This is a genomic window from Cyclobacterium xiamenense (genome assembly GCF_042140265.1).
GTDB lineage: Bacteria > Bacteroidota > Bacteroidia > Cytophagales > Cyclobacteriaceae > Cyclobacterium > Cyclobacterium xiamenense_A.
Genome location: NZ_CP159481.1, coordinates 3,106,512 through 3,119,449 on the forward strand (window position 1 = coordinate 3,106,512; position 12,938 = coordinate 3,119,449).

Consider the following 12,938-nt stretch of genomic DNA (forward strand, 5'->3'; position numbering starts at 1 on the left):
GTATCATTTTGTATCCTAATGTAACATATTTTCTCCTATCGGTTAAAAAAAATGTTTCTAACAACAAATAACTTATCCTTAGAAACAAATTAGAAACAAAATTTAAGAAAATAAGGGAATAATAGCAACAAGAAAAAGCAAAAAAAGTTGGTTAAATGTCGATAAAAGAAAGATTTAACGTATCAACAGAAACTGTATCACTTTCCGATACAAAACTTACTAAAAATATTGTCCAATAAGTCATCTGTCGTAATTTCTCCCGTGATCTCGCCAAGGAAATGCAGGGAACGGCGGATATCCATCGCCAGAAAATCATTGCTCACTTCCTGATCCAATCCACCCAATACATCCAGCAGCGAATCCCGGGTTCGGGTCAGGGAATCAACGTGCCGGATATTGGTAACTACCGTATTACCGGTTCGGAATTTGTCCAGATTGACCTGCTCCAGGATTTTTTCTTTCAATTCCTCCAGGTTTTCCTTTTTCCCGGCAGAGATGAAAAGGGTATCCGGATGGGCCTCTTTTAATTGATTGATAAATTGCGGATTACCCTTATCCAGTTTATTGGCTACTTTAATAAAGGGCACCCCTATGTTTTCCAGCTGGTGTAGGTCTTGGTTGATAGCTACCAGGTCGGTATCTCCCAAATCAAACAAATACAGAATCAGAGAGGCGGATTTCATTTTTTCCCGGGTGCGGCTGACTCCCATGGCTTCGATGGTATCGGAGGTTTCCCGGAGACCGGCGGTATCGATAAAGCGAAACACCACGCCGCCCAGGGTGATTTCGTCCTCGATGCTATCGCGGGTAGTACCGGCAATATCGGAAACAATGGCTTTCTCTTCGTTAAGAAGTGCATTGAGCAGGGTGGATTTTCCGGCATTGGGTTTTCCGGCAATCACCGTAGGGACCCCATTTTTAATCACGTTACCCAGGTCAAAGCTGCTGATTAACCGCTCCACCACCCGTAGGAGTTTTTCCACCAGTAGCCGCAAATCCTCCCTGCTGGCAAATTCCACGTCTTCTTCGGTGAAATCCAATTCCAATTCTATCATAGAGGCAAAGTGGATCAATTGGGCACGCAGTTCTGCGATCTCTCCCGAAAATCCGCCTCGCATCTGGTGCATGGCGGCCTGGTGAGCGGCTTCGGAATCGGAATGAATCAGGTCGGCCACGGCTTCTGCCTGGGCCAGGTCAAACTGCCCGTTTAAAAACGCCCGCTGGGTAAACTCCCCGGGCTCGGCAGGTCGCGCGCCCTGACGTACCAACAAGCGCAAAACCTGATTGACAATGTAGGAAGATCCGTGGGTGGAGATTTCCACCACGTTTTCTTTGGTAAAAGAATGGGGCGCTACAAACAGCGATACCAGTACTTCATCGATGATCCGGTCTCCATCCCGTATTGTTCCAAAATGGATGGTATGACTGGCTTGCCGCTCCAGATTTTTCCCAAAAAACACTCGGTTGGCCAGCTCTATGGCTTCCTTACCGGAAAGACGAATAACGGCGATCGCTCCCACGCCCTGCGGGGTGGCCAGTGCTACGATGGTATCATCGACGCGACGTAAATAAGTAGCCATTTATTGCTTGAAATTTTCCAGCAGGGCTACCAGGGAGGAAACGAAGGGTTTGGCTTCCCGGTATCCGGGCAACTGGGTGATGTTTTCCATGGCAGCATCCATGATGACAAAATTGGGATAGGACCGAACCCGCATGGCCCGGGCCATGTCTTCCTCCGTATATTCCCGACCCCGAAATTCGAATTTCTTCTTGCTGTCTTCGGCGTTTAGTTTTACCGCGTAGAAATTCTCATTTACGTAGTCAATGACTTCCTTGTCGGTGAAGGTTTCCTTGTCCATTTTTTTACACCAACCGCACCAGTCCGTGTACACGTCTATCAAAATCATTTTAGGAGCGGTTTCGACCTTGTCGATGACCTCCTCAAAACTATACCAGGTAATCTCTTTCTCCTGCGCTTTTAACGAACCCGCCATCAGGAGTGCGATTGCCAGGATGCCCACAAATTTCTTCATTGCTGTTTTGTTAATTTTTATTCCACTATACGTTCCCGTCCGCATAAAGTTGATACAACAACCAAAAAACGGGTCCTGCGGTTCCGCTCCCGACTAGGCGGGATGCAGGCGAACTTGTACGTTGGCCGCTACTTCCCGGGAAAGGTAGGCGGTTTTGCCTCCATCGATCCGTAATTCCAGTGAGCCATCAAACTCGATTTTGTCCTGCACCGCTACATTCGCACCGATGTATATACCCACCTTATCAAGGTAGGACAAAAACCCCGTACTGCTATTGGTCACCCCAACGACTTTGCCGGATTTTCCGGGTGTCAGGTCTTGCAGGAGTACCCGGGGGCGGTGTTCCCACTCTCCAAATTCATCGGGTATGGGGTCGCCGTGTGGATCAAATTTCGGAAAGCCCAGAAATTCATCCAGTCTACGAACCAGCTGTGGCGCTTTTACGTGTTCTAATTCCTCAGCGATTATGGCTACTTCGTCCCAGGCAAACTTTAGTTTTTCCACCAAAAAAACCTCCCAGAGCCGTTGCCGGCGAAGAATAAGCAGGGCGGTTTTTGCTCCTTCTTCGGTGAGGCTTACTCCATGGTATTTTCGGTAGGAGATCAGCTGTTTATCAGCGAGCTTTTTTAACATGTCACTGACCAATGCTGCTTTGGTTCCGGTCAGGGCTGCTATTTCGTTCGTTCCCACTTTTTCACTGCCTTCTGCCAACAAACGGAAAATGTTTTTTAAATAATTCTCTTCGGTATTGCTTAGCTGTTGCATTCGGGATCAGGTGACATTTCTTGCAAATATACGTTTTAGATTCATCTAAAAAAATGTTTAATTTTAAGCTAAACCAATTGTGGATAAACGAACGAAAATTGTTTTCCAGTTTTTAGGATATTCTAAATATAGATTTCTATTTGTCTAAAAATATAGATAAACTATTGAAATTCAGATCATAGCTATATAAAACAGAAGGAGAAGAAACCTTTGGAAGGTGTTTGATAGTATATCAAAAAAGTACTACTTACCCGAATTAAGGGAATCCAGAAAGGCCAGGAAGCCTCGTTTTTCTTCCTCCCAACTTATTTCCTTGCCCGGTGGCTGCCGGTAAAATTCCATGGCCGAAAAACGTTGCCAGGTGAGGGCAAGGTCACCCGTTTCCAAAAAATCCATTTCCATCCCGGCGGGATAGGCGTCGATTAGCGTTTTCCATACCGGGTTTGGCGTTATCAAAAGGGGTTTTTGTCTGGCGATCCCCTCGTACAATTTGGTGGGGATTTTCGCGGAAATACTGGGCAACAGGCGGTAGGGCAAAAGCACCACGTCGGAAGCAAGGAGAGCTTCTGCGATTTGGCCGCCGGGAAGAGGTGTTTCCGATAGGTGCAGGTGGATTTGTGGATGATGTTTGACCTCCTGCCGGAGTTGGGCGCCAAAATGCTTCAGGGGGCAATGGCCCAGGATTTCCAGACGTGCCTGGGGCAGTAGTTCGGATAGTTTTAAAAACCACCGAATCGCGTCTTGCGTGCCGTATGCTTCGGTAATGGTACCCGTGATTAAGAACAATGTAGCGCAAGGCTTGGCCAGTCGAAACGGTGGGTAGGAACGGTCCGGTAGAATCGCTTTGTTTTCCAGCAACAGCGCCCGTTTGAGCTCCGGCATTTCGTGCCGGTAGCAGGCTTCTGCCAATAGATGTCCATCTACAAACGGGCTGGTACAGGTTTCGGCCATCCAGACGACTGCCTCTGCTATAGGCCGAAGAAGTGCTGGCAGGCTGCGGTTGAAACGAATGTTTTTTCGATAGTTTTCCTGAACATCGTAGACAAGTTTATAGTGGAGTAGCCATTTTCCCAATACGGCTGCAGGCAACAGTTCGAATGTTGTGGCAATTACGAGTTGGGGTTTGAGGCGAAGAATATGATACAGAAAGGTGAACGAAACCAGAATACGCGCCGGGTGCATCCTGGATTTAGAAAAAATTTCAATAAATCGGATATTTTTAATTTGTGGCTTTTTTTTTGAAGAAAATCCTATGATGTTTAGGTGGTATTTATTTGTTTCACGCATTGAAAATCCTAGCTTATGCAACATTCTGGAATCATCTACCGGTTTGAGGACGGAGGCTACAGCTACTGGGATTTTTTTGCTCATACTACAGGAACCATTCAATCAAAGCTAAGAGTTTATAACTTATGGAAGAATTGCAGCATATTATAGAAAAAGCCTGGGAAAACAGGGATTTATTGAACGAAAAAGATGTACAAATTGCCATAAAGACTGTAATCGCAGATTTAGATAATGGTTCCCTGCGCGTAGCCGCCCCGTCCGAGGATGGCTCCTGGCAGGTGAATGATTGGGTGAAAAAAGCTGTAATTCTTTATTTTCCAATTCAGAAAATGCGTACCATCGAGGTCGGTCCTTTTGAATTCCACGATAAAATGGCCTTAAAAACCAACTATGCCAAGCAAGGTGTACGGGTGGTTCCCCACGCAGTTGCAAGATATGGCGCGTTTCTTGCTAAAGGTGTGGTGATGATGCCCTCTTACGTAAATATCGGTGCTTATGTGGACAGTGGGAGCATGGTGGATACCTGGGCCACCGTTGGTTCTTGTGCGCAAATTGGTAAGAACGTGCATCTGAGCGGCGGTGTGGGTATCGGTGGTGTTTTGGAGCCCATTCAGGCAGCACCGGTGATTGTAGAGGATGGAGCCTTTATCGGTTCCCGAGCCATCATCGTAGAAGGCGTCCGGATCGGGCGGGAAGCGGTGGTAGGAGCAGGGGTAACACTCACTGCAAGCTCGAAAATCATCGACGTGACCGGAGACTCCCCAGTAACTTACAATGGATATGTACCTGAAAGGTCGGTAGTTATACCCGGTTCAATAAATAAATCATTTAAGGCGGGTGATTTCCAGGTACCCTGCGCCTTGATCATCGGTAAGCGAAAAGCTTCTACTGATCTGAAGACTTCCTTAAACGAAGCCCTGAGAGAAAACAGTGTAGCTGTCTAAAGCATTTGGATCAATTTATGAAATTAAATAAAAACCTATTATTCCCTCTTGGGATTTTCTTTCTGTTGTTCGCTTGTGGAGATAATTCTTCGATGAAAGGGGATCAGTTTTACAGCGAAGGGCAATACGAAGAGGCCATTATGGCCTATGCCAGTTATTTGGAAAAAAGGCCCGGTAATGTGAAGGCGTTGTACAACAAAGGCCGGGCGCATGAGGAGCTGGACGAATTTAAGGAAGCGGAGAAGAGTTTTAAGGCGGCACTTGCCGAAGAGCCGAAAAACATTCAGGTGTTGCTAAGTCTCTCCAATTTGTACCATAGAAATGGCAATCCCGAATTGGCATTGATGTATGCGGACAACGCCGTCGAAATTTCCGGAGCACCCTCTATGGCTTACTTTTTGAAAGCCAGGTCCATGCACCGTATAGGGAACGTAAAAGAGGCCATGCGGGAATACAACGCAGCCATAAAAATGAGTCCCAAAAACGGGCAATATTTTTATTACCGCGGACTCTTGTACGCGGCCACCGATGACATGGCGAAAGCTTGTAGTGACTTTAAACTGGCCGAGGAAAATGGGTTTGAGGAGGCCCGGGAATCCATCCGAAAGTACTGCAAATAAGCATTTCCACCCGCTTGGCGCGGAACGGACCAACGCTGGGTGTTATTCAGAAGGTAGCTGGTGATTACAGACCGTTTCCGAGCCAACGGTTCCTTTTCCACCACAGGTGGGGCATTGGCCGTGTTCGAGCAGGCTTCCTTCGCAGGTGGTGCACACAAGTCTGCCCTGGCCAGAGCAACGCTCGCACTCAAAGTATTCTACGATGTTAAAGACATTTTTTTTGGTGATCAGCCCGTCGCCTGCGCAACGGCTGCAACCAATGATCCCTTTTCCCCGACACAAGGAACAAGTCCGTTCGCTGTGCCCTTCTCCATTACAGGTTGTGCAGGTAACGTAGCGATAACCTTTTGCGTCGCATAAATTACAGGCATTAATAGCGGCCAGGGGCGCTTCCAGCCGCTGCAAGAGCTCTTTTGCCTCGCTGTAGTGCTGGCCTTTAAAGCCATTGAGATCGAGGTATTTTCTGACAAAACTCTCACTGTTGTGGTATTGACCGAGCTGGTAGAGGGTTTCCGCAAAGTGGTAGGGCATTTCCGGCGGTATGGGCAGGTTACTGGCGATCAGCTCCCGGAAATGGGCATTTGCTGCCTGGTATTTTTCATTCGACATCTCCGCCAGGGCCATTTCCATTAGACGGGCGGTAGATCCCAAACTGGGTTGGTGTTGGGCCCAAGACAAAAATGGACCCCAAACAAGAAACACCGCCAGCAGTAGGCGCTTATAACTATTCAAACCAATCTTCATAGATCACTTGTTTTTCCAATTCGTATTCAATGCTATCCGGAAGATGAAAAAAGAAGTCGATCCCGGAAAATTGTTCTAAACTATCTACTGATAGCACATAATCCAATAAAGGTCGGCTTGATTTTTCATTTTTTAACAAAAAGGCCAGCATTTTATAGGAAGGGGGTTGGATATCGAAAAGCACCTTGTAGAAATAATCCGGAACGATTACGTTGTTTTCCCCGATACTTGTCGGTATTTTTTGAGTAAATACCGGCCCGGTGACTACCAATAGTTGTTCGTATTCCCTCGCCCAGGTGCGAACTTGCTGTTCTAACTTTTGCCAGATACCACGATTGAATCCCGGAACCTGTGGGGAAATATTGCTCATGTAGAAACTTTTTTCCATGGCTTGTTCGGAAAAGGTAAAATCCGCAGCCGGCGCCAGGTGTCCTCTGTCGTAGCCGGAAAAGCGGTAGTCGTCCGGATGTGCAGACCGGGTTGTTACTCGGTGATCCTCCTGGAACTGGTCTTTTCGCCGATGCGTACCACCAAGTTTTTCGCGGGTGAGCGAATAAGCTACCCAAGCTGCCTGCTCATGGGACTCCAGGTAGGCCAGTTTATAATAGTCGTGGTCGATGAGTTGTACGGATAATTCCCCGGGTAGTTTTGCCGGTAGCAGCATGGAAAGATTCGGCATATCCGTTTCGGGCGGGACAGGCTTCCCTTCGTTCGGCGGTGGTATTGCGGGGCCCGGTTCGTTTTCCGGAAGGGGAGCGGAGACATCGGCTTCCGCTCCTGAAACCTGGTTTTTGTGCTGCCGCCATTCCTGTATGCTTAGCGATGCAAGGACCAAAAGTAAAGAGGCATACGCCACCAGTAAAAGAAAGGAAATACCCAGGGGTTGGTTTTTTGCCAGGGATTTTTTTTTTCGACGTTTTGGCATGGAATTCTTAAAAAAGGGATAATTTTGACATCTATGCAGATATTTACTAGCTAAATAGCGGAATCGTATGACCATTGGTGTAGTCGGCGGGGGTGCAGCAGGTTTTTTTGCCGCCATACACGCTGCGTATTCCGGACACAAAGTTATGCTCTTTGAGAAACATCGGAAAGTACTTTCAAAAGTATTGATATCCGGAGGCGGGCGCTGCAATCTGACCCAAGGAACCTTCAACACCATCGAGTTGCTCAAAGGGTATCCCAGAGGAAGGAATTTTTTAAAGAAGGTGTTCGCTCATTTTAGCGTAGCGGATACGGTATCTTGGTTCGAAAAACAAGGCGTTCCGGTAAAAACCGAAGCCGACGGAAGGGTGTTTCCGCAAAGCGATGATTCGCGGTCGGTTGTTTCGGCGTTGCTTAACGAGGCCAGGCGGGTCGGGGTAGTGGTAGAAATGAATCGGGGCGTGGGTTCCATCGAAGTATTGAAAAATGGCTTTCGGGTACAGGGTAAGGATTTTTCCAGGTGCGTCGACCGTTTGATTGTATGTTCAGGAGGTAGCAGCAAGCAAGAAGGGTATGGGTTTATGGATGGCCTTGGGCTTCGTATGGTAGCACCTATACCCTCCCTTTTTACATTCAATACGCCGGAAACCGAACTGAAAAAGCTTCGGGGGCTAAGCGTTCCTAACGGGTACATTCGCTTTGAAGGAAGCAAACTGAATTATTCAGGTCCTATTTTGATTACGCATTGGGGACTGAGCGGTCCCGCCGTGTTGAAGCTTTCCGCGTTTGGAGCGGGCTGGCTACACGAGAAGTCCTATCAGGCGGTGGCGTTGATTCGATGGGACGAGGGCTTCACACCGGATTCCCTTTTGCGGGAACTGCAGGCGTATAAAACCAAGCATCCGCGCAAAAATATCCATAAAAATGCACTGTTTGGCTTGCCTGCCAGGCTGTGGATATTTTTAGCCTCGCGTGCGGAAATAGATGAAGAACTGAATTGGGAGGCGATTAGTAAAAAAAAGATAAATAAATTGATAGAAAATCTTTTCAAATTTCCATTAAAAATCTCAGGAAAAACTACCTTTAAGGAAGAGTTTGTTACCGCGGGTGGGATCGCGCTCGATGAAATTGATCCGAATACCATGGAAAGCAGAAAGTATCCGGGATTGTTTTTTGCGGGTGAGGTCATTGATGTGGACGGAATCACCGGAGGTTATAATTTTCAAGCCGCCTGGAGCACGGGTTTTTTGGCAGGTAAATCGTCAACGATCGTAGAATTATGAATAAGAAGTTTAAAAATATCGACTTCCAAAAAATTGAAGACATGGTGGAAGACGATCTGGATTTTAAGAATCAGCTATTGGAGGCAATTGAAATAGCTGTAACCGAACTAGAGGCTACTTATCTTCGAGGAATTGAGGAGAGAAGCCTGTCCTTGATCAAGCAAGCCAGGCACAAGATAAAGCCTACCCTGGGCCTATTCGATCTGGAGCGATTGGGCGTTACCTTGGGCAATGGGAAACGGCTCATGACGGAGGAGGGGTTCAGCGAAGGTATAGATGCCCACATAAAGGAGTTCCGGGAAGCGGTTCAAGCGGTTTTGGAAGAAGTAAAGACGTACCGGTAGATTCTCCGGATAGTTTACAAAGGCGAACCGCTGCGAATCAATTATTCCTGATACCCATTTTTGCTACTCGACTGATCGAAGAGAATAGAGATCCATACTTTTTTTAGTTTCCCGGAAAAGTAGATGAAATGGATTACATCCGCTATATTTGAACCGTATGAACGCCCCAATGGGCCCCGCGTGCAGTGAAAGGTTGACAGTGAATACTCGCTGCAGTTAACTAGGATGTGTTGTATATGAGCCTAATTTTATTGATGGTGGACGATAGTGAAGTTGATACCCTACTTGTAGAGAATGCGCTATTGACCGATTGCGAACCTGTCCGTTTTAAGAATTTTAGTGATCCGGAAGATTTTTTAGCTTTTATTGGCAATCCTCCGCTTGAAGGGAGAATCCTGGTTTTGCTGGACATCAACATGCCAAAGGTAAACGGGTTTGAGGTATTGGAGAAAATCAGGTCTTCCCAGGCTTGGGATTTGGTTCCGGTCGTGGTTTTTTCTACCAGTTCCAACGAGCAAGATGCCAAAAAGGCCTTGCGGTTGGGTGCCAATGCTTATTTAACCAAACCGCTAACAATTGATGAGTACCAGTCGATGGTTCGCTCCATGCTCAGCTTTTGGAAATTTCACCGGCAATAAACCGGACCAGATTTAGCTTTTTGATAGGGCCATCGATGCGACTTTGTCCCCGATTGACAGGGCACTGGTCGCGGCTGGAGAGGGCGCATTGAGCACGTGCACTGCCTGCTCTGTTTCGTAGATCGCGAAATCATCCAATAATCCTCCGTATTTGTCGCAGGCTTGTGCCCGCACACCGGCGCCACCGGCTTCCAGATCGGTTTCCTGAATATCTGGTAGCAGAGCCTGCAGGGCTTTTGTGAAAGCTTTTTTCGAAAACGAACGCTGGTATTCGCCCATTCCGGTCTTCCAATATTTGGCCGCCACCTTCTGCAAGCCGGGCCAACTCACCGATTCGTAGAATTCCCTGAGGTTAAAATCGCTTTTTCTATATCCTTCTTTTTTAAAGGCCAATACGGCATTGGGACCGGCCTCCACGCCCCCTTTCATCATGCGTGTAAAATGAACACCTAAAAAAGGAAAGTTGGGGTCAGGAACCGGATAAATCAGGTTTCTCACCAGGTATTGCCGTTCTTTTTTGATTTTGTAATACTCTCCTCTAAAGGGGATGATGCGTAGGTCCGGGGCCACTCCCTTGTGTAGGGCGGCAATTTTGTCGGCATAGAGTCCGGCACAGTTTACCAGCGTTTTGGTTTGTATCTCACTGGTCGAAGTAATGATGCGTATAACCCCTTTTAAATCGTTAATGTTCAGTACTTTATGACTGGTTAATATCACACCGCCAAGTAGCTCGAATTCCCGGGCATAGGCCAATGCGACCGCCCGGTAATCGACGATTCCGGTTTGGGGTACGTAGAGGGCGCCCATGCCTCGGCAATAGGGTTCGTATTCCTTTAATTCTTCACTTGTGATGGAACGGATGCCCGTCAAGCCGTTTTGTATACCCCGGTCCAAAAGCATTTGAAGCTGAGGTAATTGGTTCTTTTCCGTAGCGACGACTACCTTCCCTGTGATTTCAAAAGGAATGTCCTGTCGTTCGCAAAAGGCCACCAATTGCTTGTACCCATCGATGCAGTTTTTAGCTTTCAGGCTTCCGGGTTTATAGTAAAGGCCGGAGTGTATGACGCCACTGTTGTTTCCGGTTTGATGTTGGGCAAGTGCTGCTTCTTTTTCTAAGATAAGTACGGATAGGTCCGGACGCTGGGTTTTCAATTTCATTCCCGTTGCCAGACCCACAATACCTCCGCCGATGATGGTAATATCGTATTGCATGCTTCTTCGTTACTTCGAAAACAAAGATAAGGCGAGCAGGTCGGAATTTATCAACCCCCGCTAGGATTTCCGTAATATTTTTCTGTCGATAGGAAGACTTACCAGTTTTCCTCTTCCTCTCCTGGGAATTGGTTTCGGGACGACGGGTGACCGTCAAACCAATGGGCCTGTGCAGGGTCGACATCCAAGGTGGCCTGAAGCAAACGTTCGTTCGTATCCAGGAGTACTTCATAGGTAGGATGCTGCACGTGTTTGGGGATTTTGCAGAGTCTGGGATCGTCTTTTTGTAAATCAGATCCGGTTAGAAATAGGAAAGGCCAGAGGGTTTTCGAACAGGCATATCCGATTCGGTCTACCGGATAGTGGCGCAGATAGGTGCTGACCTTTTCGTTGATTTCCTTAAAAAACAAATCAGAGGCTCCCAAACGAACCCGTGAACCTGCCCGGGATTTTCCTTTGGTTTTCAGGTATTTTATCTGACTTTTTCCCTGCTTCTTTCGCACCATGTAAGCCCGAAAGACGTTGTGGGACAGATTGGTGCCGTTTTCGAAATACCCCACGGCCGCTATGCCGGCCCGGATTAGAAACAGTACCCAGTTCGTTTCTTCGGGAATTGCTTGCATGGATGTCGGGTCCCAGGCAAAATTCCAGGGTAGCCGCAATCCGCCGATCCGTGCCCCGGCTTTGCTGATGGTAAGCTTGTGCCGCTGAGGGAGGTATTCCAGGTGCATTTCCTGCTCGATTGTCCATTTGATCAACGCATTAACGGATTGGGGTTGGATGGATTGAGGCATGGGGTTTACGAATGGAGTTTGGGTACCGACGGCTCGACTAAGCCTTACCGTCAGGAAAACGAGATAGAATCTGTGTAAAAATTTTCATTACCCATCAATTTTACTACATTTATTTTGCTAACCCAAAAATTAAGAACCGAATGAATATTGCCATGCTTGGCTCGGGTTTTATTGCCCGGTTTTATGCCAACACCTTACATGCCCAACGGCGAAAGGACCGCATTTTCTCCGTGTATTCGCGAAACCTGTCCCATGCCAAAACGTTTGCCGCTGATTTCGGTTTGGAAAAGTATAGTAGCGAACGGGACGAGATCATCCGGGACCCGCAAGTAGACGTGGTGATCATCGCCCTGCCCAATCACCTGCATGAAGATGCGGTCTTGGCTTGTGTGGCCGCTAAAAAGGCGGTGTTGTGTACCAAGCCTCTGGGAAGAAATGCAGCAGAAGCCAAACGCATGCTGGATGCCGTGGAAAACGCAGGGATATTTGCCGGTTATCTGGAAGACCTCTGCTATACCTCAAAATTTCTAAAATCCCTGGACAGTGTGAAAGCCGGGAGTTTGGGCACCGTTCTATGGACAAAGTCCAGGGAGGCGCACCCTGGTCCGCACAGCGATTGGTTTTGGAACCGGGAGCAATCGGGTGGGGGAGCCATCATAGACCTGGGCTGTCATTGTGTGGAGATTGGAAGAAATTTTATCGGAAAAGCGATCCGGCCGGTAGAGGTGATGTGTTGGGCGGATACCCAGGTGCACCCCATTGATGCGGAAGACCATGCCATTGGTTTGGTCCGGTACGAAACCGGTGCCATCGGCCAATTCGAGGTAAGTTGGACCTTCCGGGGAGGGATGGACCTGCGGGATGAGGTGATGGGAACGGAGGGTACCATTTGGCTAAATAGCTTTTTGCGCACGGGCTTTGAAATGTTTACTACGGGCAAAGGGGCGAACTACGTGGCGGAGAAAGCAGAGTCCGATGCCGGTTGGCTTTTTCCTGTTGGGGACGAAGCCCACGAATTGGGCTATCCTCAAATGTTCAGCGATATGTTTGATGCCATGGAACAGGGTAGGGAACCCCTGGAAACTTTTTATGACGGATATGTAGTAAATGCCATTCTTGACGCTGCTTTTCTTTCGGCAAAAAGTAAAAAATGGGAGCCAGTGGGATTGGATGATTGGCGTGGAACAGATACGGTTGCGGCCGGTAAGGACCGGGTATCCTACAACGAAAACTACTACCTGATCAAAAAAGAAATCCTGCCAAATGGGGTAGAAAAAGTGATATTGAAAGATAAAGTGACCGGAGAAATCCGTCAGGAGACGGTTGGCAATTGACCACTTATACCCTTCA

14 protein-coding genes are annotated in these 12,938 nt (G+C 47.7%); 6 read left to right on the plus strand and 8 right to left on the minus strand.

The genetic code is table 11. The features are described 5' to 3' along the window. Positions 1–197 precede the first annotated feature (197 nt). From mnmE to ABWH99_RS12815, 4 genes are all read right to left on the minus strand, one after another. Positions 198–1,580, minus strand: coding sequence for a tRNA uridine-5-carboxymethylaminomethyl(34) synthesis GTPase MnmE (mnmE, locus tag ABWH99_RS12800; protein ID WP_375582243.1), 1,383 nt, complete (start codon positions 1,578–1,580; stop codon positions 198–200). After that, a complete protein-coding gene (locus tag ABWH99_RS12805) occupies positions 1,581–2,033 on the minus strand; it encodes a thioredoxin family protein (RefSeq protein ID WP_375582244.1) in 453 nt (150 codons plus the stop codon). 93 nt (positions 2,034–2,126) lie between these two features. Then, complete coding sequence (locus tag ABWH99_RS12810; RefSeq protein WP_375582245.1) at positions 2,127–2,798, minus strand: metal-dependent transcriptional regulator; 672 nt, start codon at positions 2,796–2,798, stop codon at positions 2,127–2,129. A 243-nt stretch (positions 2,799–3,041) separates the two neighbouring features. Beyond that, positions 3,042–3,980, minus strand: coding sequence for a hypothetical protein (locus ABWH99_RS12815; protein WP_375582246.1), 939 nt, complete (start codon positions 3,978–3,980; stop codon positions 3,042–3,044). A gap of 230 nt (positions 3,981–4,210) precedes the next feature. Between ABWH99_RS12815 and ABWH99_RS12820 the strand changes: the two genes are divergently transcribed. Then, positions 4,211–5,029, plus strand: a complete 819-nt coding sequence (locus ABWH99_RS12820) for a 2,3,4,5-tetrahydropyridine-2,6-dicarboxylate N-succinyltransferase (RefSeq protein WP_375582247.1) — start codon at positions 4,211–4,213, stop codon at positions 5,027–5,029. 17 nt (positions 5,030–5,046) lie between these two features. Continuing rightward, positions 5,047–5,649, plus strand: coding sequence for a tetratricopeptide repeat protein (locus ABWH99_RS12825; protein WP_375582248.1), 603 nt, complete (start codon positions 5,047–5,049; stop codon positions 5,647–5,649). 42 nt (positions 5,650–5,691) lie between these two features. Here ABWH99_RS12825 and ABWH99_RS12830 read toward each other — a convergent pair whose 3' ends face one another. Next, complete coding sequence (locus ABWH99_RS12830; RefSeq protein WP_375582249.1) at positions 5,692–6,393, minus strand: molecular chaperone DnaJ; 702 nt, start codon at positions 6,391–6,393, stop codon at positions 5,692–5,694. Beyond that, positions 6,374–7,318, minus strand: coding sequence for a DNA/RNA non-specific endonuclease (locus ABWH99_RS12835; RefSeq protein WP_375582250.1), 945 nt, complete (start codon positions 7,316–7,318; stop codon positions 6,374–6,376). The genes ABWH99_RS12830 and ABWH99_RS12835 overlap by 20 nt, the downstream gene beginning before the upstream one ends. A 67-nt stretch (positions 7,319–7,385) precedes the next feature. Here ABWH99_RS12835 and ABWH99_RS12840 point away from each other — a divergent pair, with 67 nt between their 5' ends. The 3 genes from ABWH99_RS12840 (at position 7,386) to ABWH99_RS12850 (ending at position 9,582) form a co-directional block, all read left to right on the plus strand. Beyond that, a complete protein-coding gene (locus tag ABWH99_RS12840; protein WP_375582251.1) occupies positions 7,386–8,600 on the plus strand; it encodes an NAD(P)/FAD-dependent oxidoreductase in 1,215 nt (404 codons plus the stop codon). Then, on the plus strand, positions 8,597–8,944 hold the full coding sequence (locus ABWH99_RS12845; protein ID WP_375582252.1) for a hypothetical protein: 348 nt from the start codon (positions 8,597–8,599) through the stop codon (positions 8,942–8,944). Before ABWH99_RS12840 ends, ABWH99_RS12845 begins: the two co-directional genes overlap by 4 nt. 236 nt (positions 8,945–9,180) lie before the next feature. Then, a complete protein-coding gene (locus ABWH99_RS12850) occupies positions 9,181–9,582 on the plus strand; it encodes a response regulator (protein WP_375582253.1) in 402 nt (133 codons plus the stop codon). A 12-nt stretch (positions 9,583–9,594) separates the two neighbouring features. On the opposite strand, the gene lhgO is transcribed toward ABWH99_RS12850, so the two are convergent. Together lhgO and ABWH99_RS12860 are read right to left on the minus strand one after the other, a co-directional pair. Continuing rightward, positions 9,595–10,794: an L-2-hydroxyglutarate oxidase gene (gene lhgO / locus ABWH99_RS12855; RefSeq protein ID WP_375582254.1), complete on the minus strand. Its 1,200-nt coding sequence runs from the start codon at positions 10,792–10,794 to the stop codon at positions 9,595–9,597. A 98-nt stretch (positions 10,795–10,892) separates the two neighbouring features. Next, entirely contained in the window at positions 10,893–11,588 is a 696-nt protein-coding gene (locus tag ABWH99_RS12860) for a hypothetical protein (protein WP_375582255.1), read from the minus strand. A gap of 140 nt (positions 11,589–11,728) precedes the next feature. Here ABWH99_RS12860 and ABWH99_RS12865 point away from each other — a divergent pair, with 140 nt between their 5' ends. Then, complete coding sequence (locus tag ABWH99_RS12865; RefSeq protein ID WP_375582256.1) at positions 11,729–12,922, plus strand: Gfo/Idh/MocA family protein; 1,194 nt, start codon at positions 11,729–11,731, stop codon at positions 12,920–12,922. Positions 12,923–12,938: the final 16 nt, after the last annotated feature.

Excerpts from the sequence above, each read along its gene's own strand:
- ABWH99_RS12805 (WP_375582244.1), bottom strand. The coding sequence starts at position 2,033 with ATGAAGAAATTTGTGGGCATCCTGGCAATCGCACTCCTGATGGCGGGT.
- ABWH99_RS12850 (WP_375582253.1), top strand. The coding sequence starts at position 9,181 with ATGAGCCTAATTTTATTGATGGTGGACGATAGTGAAGTTGATACCCTA.
- ABWH99_RS12865 (WP_375582256.1), top strand. The coding sequence starts at position 11,729 with ATGAATATTGCCATGCTTGGCTCGGGTTTTATTGCCCGGTTTTATGCC.
- ABWH99_RS12845 (WP_375582252.1), top strand. The coding sequence starts at position 8,597 with ATGAATAAGAAGTTTAAAAATATCGACTTCCAAAAAATTGAAGACATG.
- ABWH99_RS12815 (WP_375582246.1), bottom strand. The coding sequence starts at position 3,980 with ATGCACCCGGCGCGTATTCTGGTTTCGTTCACCTTTCTGTATCATATT.
- mnmE (WP_375582243.1), bottom strand. The coding sequence starts at position 1,580 with ATGGCTACTTATTTACGTCGCGTCGATGATACCATCGTAGCACTGGCC.
- ABWH99_RS12860 (WP_375582255.1), bottom strand. The coding sequence starts at position 11,588 with ATGCCTCAATCCATCCAACCCCAATCCGTTAATGCGTTGATCAAATGG.
- ABWH99_RS12825 (WP_375582248.1), top strand. The coding sequence starts at position 5,047 with ATGAAATTAAATAAAAACCTATTATTCCCTCTTGGGATTTTCTTTCTG.
- lhgO (WP_375582254.1), bottom strand. The coding sequence starts at position 10,794 with ATGCAATACGATATTACCATCATCGGCGGAGGTATTGTGGGTCTGGCA.
- ABWH99_RS12830 (WP_375582249.1), bottom strand. The coding sequence starts at position 6,393 with ATGAAGATTGGTTTGAATAGTTATAAGCGCCTACTGCTGGCGGTGTTT.
- ABWH99_RS12840 (WP_375582251.1), top strand. The coding sequence starts at position 7,386 with ATGACCATTGGTGTAGTCGGCGGGGGTGCAGCAGGTTTTTTTGCCGCC.
- ABWH99_RS12810 (WP_375582245.1), bottom strand. The coding sequence starts at position 2,798 with ATGCAACAGCTAAGCAATACCGAAGAGAATTATTTAAAAAACATTTTC.
- ABWH99_RS12820 (WP_375582247.1), top strand. The coding sequence starts at position 4,211 with ATGGAAGAATTGCAGCATATTATAGAAAAAGCCTGGGAAAACAGGGAT.
- ABWH99_RS12835 (WP_375582250.1), bottom strand. The coding sequence starts at position 7,318 with ATGCCAAAACGTCGAAAAAAAAAATCCCTGGCAAAAAACCAACCCCTG.